The 13,056-nt window shown below is 56.7% G+C and carries 8 protein-coding genes, 5 tRNA genes and 1 pseudogene; 1 reads left to right on the forward strand and 13 read right to left on the reverse strand.

Annotated features, from left to right (window positions below):
• From WC859_07525 to WC859_07585, 13 genes and pseudogenes are all read right to left on the reverse strand, one after another.
• The gene (locus WC859_07525) at positions 1-762 is read right to left on the reverse strand and encodes an ABC transporter permease (GenBank protein ID MFA5976000.1); all 762 of its coding nucleotides are present in this window, start codon (positions 760-762) and stop codon (positions 1-3) included.
• Positions 755-1,498 (reverse strand): ABC transporter ATP-binding protein, encoded by a 744-nt coding sequence (locus tag WC859_07530; protein ID MFA5976001.1) that lies wholly within the window; start codon positions 1,496-1,498, stop codon positions 755-757. Before WC859_07530 ends, WC859_07525 begins: the two co-directional genes overlap by 8 nt.
• Positions 1,499-1,507: 9 nt before the next feature.
• Positions 1,508-2,986 carry a phosphoglycerate dehydrogenase gene (serA, locus tag WC859_07535; protein MFA5976002.1) on the reverse strand — a complete coding sequence of 493 codons (1,479 nt, stop codon included), beginning with the start codon at positions 2,984-2,986 and terminating at the stop codon, positions 1,508-1,510.
• 112 nt (positions 2,987-3,098) lie between these two features.
• The gene (locus WC859_07540; GenBank protein ID MFA5976003.1) at positions 3,099-4,286 is read right to left on the reverse strand and encodes an alanine--glyoxylate aminotransferase family protein; all 1,188 of its coding nucleotides are present in this window, start codon (positions 4,284-4,286) and stop codon (positions 3,099-3,101) included.
• Positions 4,287-4,298: 12 nt separating this feature from the next.
• Positions 4,299-6,638: an endopeptidase La gene (gene lon, locus WC859_07545; GenBank protein MFA5976004.1), complete on the reverse strand. Its 2,340-nt coding sequence runs from the start codon at positions 6,636-6,638 to the stop codon at positions 4,299-4,301.
• Complete coding sequence (gene clpX, locus WC859_07550; protein MFA5976005.1) at positions 6,635-7,888, reverse strand: ATP-dependent Clp protease ATP-binding subunit ClpX; 1,254 nt, start codon at positions 7,886-7,888, stop codon at positions 6,635-6,637. The genes lon and clpX overlap by 4 nt, the downstream gene beginning before the upstream one ends.
• A gap of 30 nt (positions 7,889-7,918) precedes the next feature.
• A pseudogene (locus tag WC859_07555) lies at positions 7,919-8,530 on the reverse strand (ATP-dependent Clp protease proteolytic subunit).
• 10 nt (positions 8,531-8,540) lie between these two features.
• The gene (tig, locus tag WC859_07560) at positions 8,541-9,845 is read right to left on the reverse strand and encodes a trigger factor (GenBank protein ID MFA5976006.1); all 1,305 of its coding nucleotides are present in this window, start codon (positions 9,843-9,845) and stop codon (positions 8,541-8,543) included.
• Positions 9,846-10,153: 308 nt separating this feature from the next.
• Positions 10,154-10,236 (reverse strand) — tRNA-Leu (locus WC859_07565).
• 185 nt (positions 10,237-10,421) lie between these two features.
• A tRNA-Arg gene (locus tag WC859_07570) sits at positions 10,422-10,495 on the reverse strand.
• A gap of 78 nt (positions 10,496-10,573) precedes the next feature.
• Positions 10,574-10,646: transfer RNA gene (locus WC859_07575), tRNA-Lys, on the reverse strand.
• A gap of 11 nt (positions 10,647-10,657) precedes the next feature.
• Positions 10,658-10,729, reverse strand: a tRNA-Arg gene (locus tag WC859_07580).
• Between the two features lie 101 nt (positions 10,730-10,830).
• A tRNA-Pro gene (locus WC859_07585) sits at positions 10,831-10,903 on the reverse strand.
• Between the two features lie 138 nt (positions 10,904-11,041).
• On the opposite strand from WC859_07585, the gene WC859_07590 reads away from it, so the two are divergent.
• Positions 11,042-12,985 (forward strand): hypothetical protein, encoded by a 1,944-nt coding sequence (locus WC859_07590; GenBank protein ID MFA5976007.1) that lies wholly within the window; start codon positions 11,042-11,044, stop codon positions 12,983-12,985.
• The last annotated feature ends 71 nt before the right edge of the window (positions 12,986-13,056 follow it).

Here is a 13,056-nt window from a genome sequence, read left to right on the forward strand (position 1 = left end):
TTAGAATTCCCTCTTCCGGAACAGGAAAACAGTCAGGGACAGACAAACCAGGGTATACGAAAGGCCATAACCCGCGGCGGCCCACAGCCAGTCCAATCCCGCTTGAGCGGGGGAGAAATCCCGGAGGTTCATAACTTGGAAGTTGGGGGTCAGATAATAGAAAGCATTGCAGATCCATAAGACCAAAGGCGTTCCGGCGCGTCGGCCCAGAGAAAGCATTTCATGACTGAAATGACCCATGATCCAGAAAAATAAGGTGAAGGCGACGGCCGATACCGTGGACGTCGAAAAGAGAGAAAAGAAAAGGGCCAGAGACGTAATGAGTACAACTTTTTCCCAGGAGTAGAAGAGGCTCAGCGCGTAGTGCGCATCCGGATGGATCCGGTTGGTGGCTAAGAGGGTCAGGTGTCCGCCCGCCATAATCAGGTACGTGACCGACAAGACAGCGACCAGACCCAGGAAACGTCCGAGGATAAATTGGTAACGGGCCACCGGACGCGTCAGAACGAGATAAAGCGTGCGGGATTCCATCTCTTCAAGAATCAATGTGACCGCGGCAAAAACAGCGATGATCAGACAGAGCAATTCGATACTGGCCAGACCCATGTCGATGATCATGCGGGCTTTTTGTTCGCCTCCGAGGGAGCCCAGCAGCATCGCGGAGAGAATCAGCATACCGGCGAACAGGAGCAACACATAGTAGACCTTGTTTCGAAGGATCTCAATGAAGGTGTAACGGATGATTCCTAGAATTTTACGCATGGATGGTTTCGATGAAGAGCTGTTCCAGCCGTCCTTCCGGTCCTTTCCACTCCGCTTTTTCGATCAGGCGGGCCAGCCGCCCCTGGTGAATGATGCCGACCCGGTCGCAGAGTTTCTCGGCCTCGGAAATATTGTGCGAGGAGAAGAAAATAGTTTTACCTTGCGCGTGCAGCCGTTCCAGCATCTGGCGCATCTCCTTCAGTCCCAGGGGATCGAGACCGCTCATGGGTTCGTCGAGCACCAGGAGCGCGGGATCGTGCAGCAGCGCCTGAGCCAGGCCCGCGCGCTGCAGCAGGCCTTTGGAGTATTCCCCAAGGCGTTTGGTCTGGTGTGCGGCCAAACCGACTTCCGCCAAAACCTGTTCGATTCGTTTTGTTAAGAGTGTTTCGGGGAGATCGTTGAGTGTTCCGTAAAGTTGAAGCAGTTCGTTGACCGTCAAATATTTGTAGAAGGAGGGGAGTTCCGGCAGGTAACCGATCTGGCGCATGATCGCACGGTCCGGGAGCAGGTGATCAAAGAGGCGCGCGTCTCCGGTCGTGGGAAACAACAGACCCAGAAGAAGCTTGATGGTGGTTGTTTTGCCGGCCCCGTTGAGTCCCAGGAGTCCGAACAACTCTCCGGATTGAATCTGCAGGGAAATGTCCTCGACTCCGGGGGTGAGCGTCAACCGGCCCAGATGCCTCCGGCGATACACTTTCGTGACGTGACAAAGCTCCACCGCAACCGTTGAGGGCATTCGTGGCCTTTAGAGTTTGACGCACTTCACTTGAGTGATGCCGGGACAGGTTTTGATCTGCTGAAGCACCGCGTCCGGCACATCCGAATCCACGCTGACCACCGTGACGGCTTCTCCGCCCGTGGACTTGCGGCCGACCTGCATGGTGGCGATGTTAATGCTGTTTTTGCCCAGGACGGTCCCGACGTTTCCAATGACACCGGGTTTGTCCTGGTTGGTGTAGACCACCAGGGTGCCTTCGGGAACGACGTCCACGGTCAGATCGTCGATGGAAACGATCCGCAGGCTATTTTTGGCAAAAAGCGTTCCCGCCACCGTCAGCTTTTCTTTCCCGGACGCCGCCCGCAACGTGATCAAGCTGGTGAAATCCTGCGTTTCGATGGTTTTCGTTTCCGTCCACTTGAGTCCCCGTTCTTTGGCGAGATGCGGCGCATTCACCAAATTGACCTCGATGTCCAGAATGGGCGTCAGCAGGCCTTTCAGGACCGCCAGCGTCAGCGCGACGGTGTTTTTCTGGCTGACGTCACCGGCGTAGCTGATCTTCAGCTCGTTCACAGGGCCGGGGGCCAGCTGAGTGACAAATTTCCCGAGTTTTTCCGCCAGGAGAATGTACGGTTCCAGCTCACGGTACTGCTCAGCGTCCATCGCCGGAAGGTTCACGGCGTTGCGCACCGTTCCGTTCAGGAAATAATCGCGCAGCGTTTCCGCGAGCTCCTGAGCGACTTTGACCTGGGCCTCTTCCGTGGCCGCGCCCAGGTGGGGCGTGACGATGACATTGGGGAGAGCGAACAAGGGGTTGTCTTTGGCCGGAGGCTCGGATTCAAAGACATCCAGAGCAGCGCCTTTGACCGAACCGTTCTTGAGCGCTTCCACCAGGGCTTTTTCCTCGATAATACCGCCGCGCGCGCAGTTGATGAGGCGAACGCCGGGTTTTAATCGGGCCAGCGTCTTGGTGTTAAACAGATATTTTGTGGTGTCGTTCAATGGAACGTGGACGGAGATGTAATCGGCCTGCGTATAAATGTCGTCCAGGGTCACCAGCTTGATGTTAAAGTTCTTCGCGTATTCCTCGGAGGCATACGGATCGTAGCCCAGAACCTCCATGCCGAAACTCTGGCAGCGCTTGGCCACTTCGCGGCCGATGCGTCCCAACCCGATCAAGCCGAGGATCTTTCCCTGAAGTTCCGTGCCTGTAAACTGAGAGCGTTTCCATTCGCCCGATTTGACGCTGGTGTTGGCTTGCGGAATGTTCCGCGACAGAGCCAGAAGCAGCGCCACGGTGTGTTCCGCCGCAGAAATCGTGTTGCCGCCCGGGACGTTGACGACCACCACGCCCTGCCGGCTGGCGGCGTTGACGTCGATGTTGTCCACGCCCACCCCGGCCCGGCCGATGATTTTGACCTTTTTGGCCGCGGCCAAAATGTCGGCGGTGATCTTGGTTTCGCTGCGAACGATGATCGCGTCCACGTCCGCCACCAGTTTTTTCAACTCGTCGGGGAGAGTTTTTGCCGCGCTTCAACGGAAAAATTGTTATTTCCCTGAAAAACCTGAAGCCCGGATTCGCTAATGGGATCGGCGGCCAGTATTTTGATCATGGCGTTCACCTCGCTCCGGCCGGAGCCGGAACCGTTGCGGGGGGGGCACCCGGAGCGGGTTTGGACACCAGAATCCGTTCGGCGGCGGCCACCCCTTTGCCCAGCTCAATCTTGGCGCCCATCTCATGGAGGATCATTTCAACGGCGGACAGGGCGATGATGACATCGAAGCGTTCCATGTAGCCCATATGCGCCAACCGGAAAATCTTTCCGACCAGATGCACCTGGCCGCCGGCGATCGAAACGCCGTACTCTTCGCGGAGTCGCTTGACAATTTTCTTACCCTCAATCCCGGCTGGAACCACCACGGAGGTCAGGACATTGCAGGGATTTTTCGCAAAGATCTCAAGCCCAAGGGCTTGAATTCCCGCCCGGGTGGCTTCCGCCATCCAGGTGTGCCGGCGGATAACATTTTCCAGCCCTTCCTTGCGGATCTGGCGGATCGCTTCAGCCATCGCCACGACCAGCGTGACCGCCGGCGTGAAAGGCGTCTGGTTCTCTACGACGGATTTCTTCATTTTCCGGTAATCAAAATAAAAGCGCGGACTCTTCGACGTCTCGACGAGTTTCCAGGCCTTTTCATTGATGCAGACCATGGCCAGACCCGGAGCGGTCATGAGGCCTTTCTGGGAACCGGACACCACGACGTCGAGCTTCCACTCGTCCGTCCGGAGCTCCTGGCCGCCAAGACCCGAGATGGCGTCGACAACAAGAACGGTTGGTGTGGCTGAAACGATAGTGCCGAGACGCTTCAGATCCGTCACCACACCGGTGGAGGTTTCGGTATGTTGGCAAAAAACCGCCTTGGCTTCCGGATGCGCTTTCAGGGCTTTTTCAACCTGGGACGGATCCACGGCAAAGCCGTCTTCCGAACGGACCCAGACCACGGTCGCACCGTACGTTTCGAGCAACTTGCCCCAGCGCTCGCCAAAAGCGCCCGACGAAGCCACGATCGCGGTGTCTCCGGCGCTCACGAGGTTCGCCACCGCTGATTCCATGGCGCCGGTGCCGGAATTGGCCATCAGAAAAACGTCATTCTTCGTCTGGAAAACGTATTTGAGGCCTTCGATCACTTCGCCGAAGAGGGTTGCAAACTCAGCGGTCCGGTGATGGATAATGGGAAGTCCTTCCTTTGAGGAGACTTCCGGAGGAATCGGGGTGGGACCGGGGGTAATCAGATACTGTTTTTTCATGGGAATACCTTTCTAAGACGGTCGATGCAAGGCGATCTTGGGATCCAGAGCCAGTGAAAGAACCTGTTCCATGTGTTTCACCGGAATCATCTTCAGATGGCTTTTGACATCGTCCGGAATTTCGTCCAAATCCTTGCGGTTCCCTTCGGGGAAGAGCATGACATCCATTCCCTCGCGGTAAGCGGCCAGGCTTTTTTCTTTCAGGCCCCCGATCGGGAGCACCCGCCCGTGCAGCGTAATTTCGCCGGTCATGGCCACCTTCTTTTTGACCGGCCGCTGGGTCATGGCGCTGATCAGCGCGGTGGCGATCGCGGTCCCGGCCGAGGGGCCGTCTTTTGGAGTCGCTCCCTCCGGCACATGAATATGGTAGTCCTGCTGCTTGAAAAAAGAGTCCTTGATGTGCCATTTTCGGGCGTTGGCCCGGATAAAAGAGAGAGCCGCCTGCGCGGATTCCTGCATCACTTCGCCCAGCTTGCCGGTCAACGTAAGCTTGCCTTTGCCCGGCATTCTCGCCACTTCAATCTCCAGCACCTCGCCCCCGTGTTCGGTCCAGGCCAGACCGGTTGAAATGCCCACGCTGTTGGCCGCCGCAGGCTCTTTAGAGAACTCCGGTACTCCCAGCATCTGCGCGGCGCGTTGATCTGTGACGCGAATGGTTTTATCAGCGGAGGATTCCACCAGCATTTTAGCAGACTTGCGGCAGAGGGAGGCGATGCGTTGCTCCAGGTGGCGAACGCCGGCTTCGCGCGTGTAATCGCGGATGATGCGCTGGAGCGCCTCTTTCGAAATCGTGACCGGTTTGGCCTCCATGCCGTGTTCTTTCATCTGCTTCGGGATCAGGTAGTTCTTCGCGATATGGAGCTTCTCCTCTTCCGTGTAACCGGAGAAACGGATCACTTCCAGCCGGTCCTGAAGGGAGGGGGGGATCGCGTGGAGGCTGTTCGCCGTGCAGATGAAGAAGACCTCGGAGAGATCAAATTCGACGTCGAGAAAATGATCCACAAACGTATGATTCTGTTCCGGGTCCAGGACTTCGAGCAGCGCCGCGGCCGGGTCTCCGCGCCAGTCCATGCCCATCTTATCGATTTCATCCAGCAGCATCACCGGATTCTTCGTCTTGGCTTTTCGAATCGATTGGATCAAGCGTCCCGGCAGCGAGCCGATATACGTCCGGCGGTGTCCCCGGATTTCGGATTCGTCCCGGACGCCGCCAAGCGTCATCTTGACGAACTCCCGCTGAAGCGCTCGGGCGATGGACCGGGCCAGCGAGGTTTTCCCGACGCCCGGAGGGCCGACGAAACACAGAATCGGTCCTTTGATTTTTTTGACCAGGCGCAGGACGGCCAGATACTCGATGATGCGCTCTTTCGGTTTCTCAAGTCCGTAGTGGTCTTCGTCTAAAATGGTCTGGGCCCGCTTGAGGTCCAGGTTGTCCTGGCTCCGGAGCGACCAAGGAAGGCTGACGAGCCAATCGAGGTATGTTCGGATGACGGTGGCTTCCGGGGAAAAGGGCATCATTTTCTCCAGCCGCGAGACTTCTTTTTCCGCGGCCTCGGTGGCTTCCGGGCTCATCTTGGCGGTTTTAATCCGTTCCCGGAGTTCATCCATCTCTTTCGCGGAGTCGTCTTTCTGCCTGAGTTCTTTCTGAATGGCTTTCATCTGCTCGTTCAGGTAGTACTCTTTCTGCGTTTTTTCGATCTGGTTCCGGACCCGGTTCTGGATCCGGCGTTCGATGTTCAGAATTTCAATTTCCGCGTTCAAGAGTTCCACCAGCCGTTCAAGCCGGTCGCGCGGGTCCGTCACTTCCAGCAGGAGCTGCTTATCGCTGATTTTGATCAGCATGTTGCTGGCGATGGTGTCGGCGAAACGGGCGGGGTCTTCAATAGTGTTGAGGGAAACCGCCACTTCAAACGACACGCGGCGGTTCAGCTTGATATAGGAATCAAATAACTGCGCGCCTTGACGCATCAGCGCCTGAACTTCGGGGGTGACAGACTGCGGTTCGGCGAGGAGGTCCACTTCAACTTCCAGGTGGACCTGGCCCGGCGTCAGGCGGAACTGGTGAATACGCCCGCGGGTTTGCCCTTCGATGAGGATTTTAAGCTGCCCGTTCGGCATTTTGAGCAGCTCCAGAATTTTGGCGACGGTGCCGATCGCGAAAACGTCCTCCTGGGAGGGGTCTTCGGTTTCCACTCGTTTCTGGGCGGCGATAAAAATGAGATGCGGCTGGGTCAACATCGCCTCTTCCAGCGCCTTGATGCTCTTCGGGCGCGACACATCCAACGGAAGAACCATATGGGGGAAAACCACGATATCCCGGACCGGAAGGAGCGGCAACGTCTCTCGGGTCATGCGATCTTTTTCTCTTCCTTCATTTGAAGGATGGGCGGATACACTTTATGAATGACATTTTCATCGATGATGCAGCGCTCGAGATTCTGCTGGTCGGGCAGGTCATACATGATGTCCAGCAGAACATCTTCGAGAATAGACCGCAGCCCGCGGGCGCCCGAGCCGCGCTTGAGCGCCAGCTGTGCCACCGCCAGCAGCGCTTCCGGCGTGAACACGAGCTCCACGTCCTCCAGGCTGAACATCTTCGCGTATTGTTTGACGAGGGCGTTTTTCGGTGTGGTCAGGATTTGAACCAGGGTGTTATCGTCCAGGTCATCCAGCGTGGCCATGATCGGCAGACGGCCGACCAGCTCCGGGATCATGCCGGTCCGGATCAGGTCCGGAGGGGTCACGTGTTTCAAGACATCGCCGACCTTCAGTTCCTGTTTGGGTTTCACATCCGCGCCGAATCCCAGGCCGCGTTTGCCGACCCGCTGTTCAATCACTTTTGGAAGGGCCTCAAAGGCGCCGCCGCAGATGAAGAGGATATTGGTTGTGTTGATTTGTATGTATTCCTGCTGGGGATGCTTGCGCCCGCCCTGCGGGGGGACGGAGGCGATCGTCCCTTCCAAAATTTTCAGCAGCGCCTGCTGAACGCCTTCACCGGAGACATCCCGGGTGATGGAGGGGGAATCGGTTTTCCGGGAGATCTTGTCGATCTCGTCGATGTAAACGATGCCGCGTTCGGCGCGCTTGACGTCATAGTTGGCGTTTTGAAGCAGACGAAGGATGATGTTTTCAACATCTTCGCCGACGTAGCCCGCTTCGGTCAGCGTCGTGGCATCGGCGATAGCAAAAGGCACGTGCAGTAATCGGGCCAGCGTCTGAGCCAGGAGCGTTTTACCGGTGCCGGTGGGCCCGATCAGAAGAATGTTGGATTTTTGGAGCTCCACGTCCTGTGCCGAGGCCTGCGCCGAGATTTCCATGCGCCGGTAATGGTTATAGACCGAAACCGAGAGCACCCGCTTCGCGCGCTCCTGTCCGACCACGTATTCGTCCAGGACGCGCTTGATTTCCGCCGGTTTTGGGACGACCTTGATTGTGCGGCGGTCATCTTCTTCGGTGATCTTATTGAGGAGCTGGTAGGAGTTCCGGACGCACTCCTCGCAGACGTAAATGCCTTGTCCGCCGATCAGGCGCAAGCCCTCGCGTTTGCCTTTTCCGCAGAAAATGCAGTGGAACAGCTCTTTCGGGTCTTTGGTCAAGCTCATGGGTTCAGCTCCATCCGGAACGTTAAAAGGCTATTTCTTTCTGGTGATGACCTCGTCGATCAGTCCGTAAGCCTTGGCCTCTTCGGCGGACAGGTAAAAATTACGGTCGGAGTCGCGCTCTACTTTCTCCGACGTTTGCCCGGAGTGCTTCGCAATGATTTCGTTCAGCCGCTTCTTCGTGTCGACGATTTCCTTGGCTTCGATTTCAATATCCGTGGCCTGGCCGGAGATGCCGCCGCCGTGAATCAACGGCTGGTGAATCATGATCCGGGAATGCGGCAGCGCAAAGCGCTTCCCTTTCGAACCCGCGCACAACAGCACCGCGCCAAACGACATCGCCATGCCCATGCAGATGGTGGTGATCGGGCACCGGATGTACTGCATCGTGTCGTACACCGCGAGCCCCGCGGTCACCATGCCGCCGGGGGAGTTGATGTAGAGATTGATTTCCTTCTCGGGATCTTCGGCTTCCAGGAACAACAGCTGCGCGATGATCAAATTCGCTGAGTCCGTTGTCACCGTGCCCTCGTACCCGCCGACAAAAATAATGCGATCTTTCAAAAGTCGGGAAAAAATGTCATACCCGACGGCGGCACCCTGATTCCAGCGTTCAATAATTGTTGGGACCATCGCGACCATCTCAGCCTCCTTGTTAGTCTTTAGCCGTTTTGACCTTGGCGTTGTTCTTCAGAAATTCCAGGACCTTGCCTTCCGTCAATGATGCGCGGATCGACAGATCCCGTTCCTGGAAGTATTTCTCTATGGACTCCGATTGATCTTTATTCTCCGCAAGCGCTTTTTTCTTCAGCTCCTGGACGTCCGCCTCTGTAGCCTCGAGCTTCTCCTGAACGGAAATGGCGCGCAGTAGATAGGAGAGCCGGATATCGCGCTCCGCCTGGGGGCGGCTTTTTTCAAGGATCGTGGCTTCCGCCTGCTTATCGCCGGCCTGGACCAGGCCCTGCCGCTGAAGGTGGCTCAGCGCGCGCTGCGTCAGCGTCTGGACCCGCTCGACCACCAGCGTGGGGGGAATGTCGAATTTGTGATTATCGATCAGCCCCTGATGAATCTGGTCTTCCACGTCTTTGTCGGACTTGGCTGTCTGTTCCTTGGTCAGATTCTCCCGGACTTTCTGCCGGAGTTCCTCCAGAGATCCCGTTCCCAGGTCCTTCGCAAATTCGTTGTCCAGCGTCGGGAGTTTCTTTTCCTTAATCTCTTTGATCGTGACGTCAAAAACAGCTTGTTTGCCAGCCCATTCTTTGCGGAAATAATCCGCAGGGAAGGTGACCGTCACCGCGCGTTTTTCATTGATCGCCGCTCCGAGAAGCCCTTCGCTGAATCCCGCGATGGTCTGCGGCTGATTCATGTCCAATAAATGGTTTGTGGCGGAGCCGCCAGGGAAAGCCTTCCCCTCAATTTTACCTTCAAAATCGACTACGACAAAATGAGTTTTTCCGACCTGAGCGTCCTTGGACGCGTTCAAAGAGGCGTTGCGTTCCCGGAGATCTTCCAGAACCTTATTGATGTTTTCGTCCGTTACCAGAACGGCCGGCCGCGTCACCTTCAGGCCCTTGTAATCCTTTAATTTGATTTCCGGATCTCTTTCAACGGTCATCTGGAACTGCAGGGGCTTGCCGAAGTCGAAATCCAGCTTTTCAATTTTTGGCGTATCGATGGTCCGCAGTTTGCGCTCGCGGATCACCTGGGTGGCGGCCCGTCCGATCAGATGCTCCATCACATGCTGGCGGGCGCGCTCGGCGAAGTGCTTGCGAACAAGGTCCATCGGCGCTTTGCCGGCGCGGAATCCGGGCAAGGAGGCACGCGATTGAATGTTCTGAAAAGCTTCCTCTGTTTCTTTAATGACTTCTTCTTTGGGGAGTTCCACTGAAAACGATATCTTGCAGGACTCCTCCTTAATGACTTTAACTTTCGCTGCGATAGCTTTTTCCGTTATTTCCATGTCCTTGAAGCCTTTCTACGTTAATAATTTGGGCGGAAGAGGACTCGAGCGCCACACAACAGGCGCTCGCCCGACCGTCGTGTGTCGGGCGAACCTCTTTAACCCTTCGTCAAGCTCGCAACTGGACCGGGCGAGACTCGCACCGCTCCTCATTTTCCAAGGAAGCGGTGCTGTACCTCGCATCGACAACTGCGAGGTACGAACTCGCCTGAGATCCTGGTCGGGGCGGGAGTTGAACCCGCAAGCCCTTTCGGGCACATGGTCCTAAGCCATGCGCGTCTGCACCGTCCTTTTTATCCGCTTGTTCCTGGACCGGGCGAGACTCGAACTCGCACGTCCTTTCGAACACAAGGTCCTAAGCCTTGCGCGTCTGCCATTCCGCCACCGGTCCAGGAACAAGCAAGATAGCCGGTGCTGCCCCGTCAATTTAGCTCACCTCAGGTGAGCAGTATAAAGGACGGGGCTGCCATTCCGCCATCCGCCCAGGAGATGATCTGCGCCCGACAGGAGTCGTCCGCCACATTCCCGGCGGACGCCCGACCGTCGTGTGTCGGGCGAACCCTTTTGTCGAAGCTTTGCGCCCGAAGGGATTCGAACCCCTAACCCTCAGTTCCGAAGACTGATGCTCTATCCAGTTGAGCTACGGGCGCCAAATTTTTGGCCACAAGGGACTCGGGCGCCACACTACGGGCGCCCGCCCGATGTGTGGCGGGCGAACCCAAAAATCTTGGGCCACAAGGGACTCGAACCCTTAACCTATCGCTTAAGAGGCGATTGCTCTACCAATTGAGCTAGTGGCCCTCAAAGCATCATGCGCCCTAGAGGAATCGAACCTCTATCAGTAGCTTAGAAGGCTACTGCTCTATCCGTTGAGCTAAGGGCGCAAGAGAGTCAAATCTCGGGGCGCCGGGATTTGTCCGCCACACGTCGGGCGGACACTCGCCTGTTGTGTGGCGAGTGAACCCGGCTCCAGTGACTCAAAACCTCGGGGCGGCCGGATTTGAACCGGCGACCTCCTGCTCCCAAAGCAGGCGCGCTACCAGCTGCGCTACGCCCCGTTAAACCAGCAGATTGCCTTATTTTTAAAGTCGATTTCTGCCAAAATGCCTGTCGGGCAATAAGTGTAGCATTTCTCAAGTAACGGGCACTATCGGTCCCCGCGCGTTATAGACTATTATGTGCCTATGCTGATGATTATGGGAGCCGCGCTGTTTTACGCGTCCCTTGCGATGATTTTTCTGCGGCGGCTTCTCCCCTGGTGGCAAACCGCCATCCCTGGAGGGCTTGAGGATACCCGCCTCTTCCTTTGGAACGCCTGGTGGTTCCACCGGGCCTGCGAGTCGCTTCACACCAACCCTTTCCGGACCTCTTATTTGTTCCATCCGTTTGGCGTCAGCCTCCTTTCCCATGACTACCCGTTATGGACCAATGCTGTGACCTGGGTTTCTCAGCGCGCCGGAGTTTCCTTAATCGGGTCCTCGAACATCTGGTTCTGGATCACCTGGTTTTTGACGGGTTTTTGCACGTATCTGCTGGCGCGCGAAGTGACGAACCGCCAGGGGCCGGCGCTCGTGGCAGGTGTTTTCGTGATGACCCACAGTTATACGTTGGCCCGCGCCATGCAGAACTGGGGACAGTTCAATGTTTATGGCCTTTCTTTGTTTCTCTGGGCGCTGGTTTGCGCGCGCCGGAGTAAGAAAACCTGGGTTTTTGCTCTGGCTGGAGTGGCACTCGCCTGGACAGCCGCATGTCACTTTTACTTTCTCCTTTATAGTGTGGCGATCTGGTTGGCTGTCGCAGCGGTTGACCTTTCTCCAGTCGGTTTTCGTCTCGAGAAAGACCCTTTGTACTGTTCATGGCGGCCGGTCGCACTTGGAATGGTTGGCTTATCCGCTGTTCTGGCTGGATGGATCATCTTGTTTCGTCCCAACCAATTATTGATGGGATCTCTGGTAATCGGGCTGGAATCTCCGGCGAACGCGTTGTTGGTGATGTGGATTTTTTTTGGGGTTTTTAGCGCCTCGTTCGTGCGGGTGGTCTGGATGGATCGTTTTCTGGAACCGACGGAGCAGCGGCGCCGTTTGACCGGTCATCTCATCCTGCTGGGGGTGTCGGCGATTTGTTTATCGCCGCTCCTTGTGGGGACGATCCAGTTGATCGGTCAGGGGGGGTATCCGAAGCAAAGTATCCTCTGGAAGACACACCCCCTGGGAGCCAATCTCTTTTCCCTGTTCATGCCGAATCCGTTGCACGCGGTTTGGGGATCAGCGGTCAGCGGGTGGTATGAGGTGAGGGGAATGAACCCGCAGGAACAGGCCGCCAGCCTGGGGTGGATCGTGATCGGAGTGATTCTCTGGACACGGCTCTGGAGAAGCGGACAGCGAGAGCGACGATGGCTGGCGCTGGCAACCGGCGCGACCCTTCTGTCGATGGGCGTTTATCTGCATCTGGCCCAACGAAATACCTGGCTTCCGTTGCCTTTCTACTTCTGGCGGCTCATTCCTGTCCTGGGAAATGTACGCATCCCCGAACGATGGATGGCGGTGGGAGCGGTGGCCTGGTCCGTCGTACTGGCGCTGGGGATCCTCCGGCTATCCGAACGCCGGAAATGGAATTTGAATATCGTCTGTGCCACGGCCCTTTTGCTTGTCTTGGGGGAAAATTGGCCGGGGCTGCCGGTCTATCGATTTCCTCCACCGTTGCCGGTTTATCAGATACTTCGTCAGCAGCCGCCGGGCGGCGTGCTGGCGCTGCCTCTCTATATTGGAGATTCCAGTATCGGGACAGGAGATGCGATGCCATCGCCATGGGTTTTCCCGTGGGATCATCTCTGGGCGCAAACGATCTATGAAAAACCTTTGGTGGGTGGGTATATCGGACGCTTACCGCGCAAGTTGATCCGTTCCTACCAGGCGGATTCCTTTATCAATCGGTTGCTGGCTCTGGAGGAAGGGCAATCCGTGTCCGCGACTCCAGACAGGGAAGCAGCCCGAAAGGCTGCTGAAGGAATCAATATGAACTATGTTCTCATCTACCGGCCAGCCATTCGTCCCGAAGCACTCCAGTTCGTCATGAACAGTCTGGCGCTCCAACCGATTGAAACCGGTTCTCCCGTCGAGCTCTACACGATCGTCCGCTGATACCCGTGATCAAATTATGGGGTCGCATCCTGGACGAGGTTAGAATCTGTCTTTTGGAGGCGGCGTAGCGT

The organism is Elusimicrobiota bacterium (genome assembly GCA_041660185.1).
Taxonomy (GTDB): domain Bacteria; phylum Elusimicrobiota; class Elusimicrobia; order 2-01-FULL-59-12; family 2-01-FULL-59-12; genus JBAZWU01.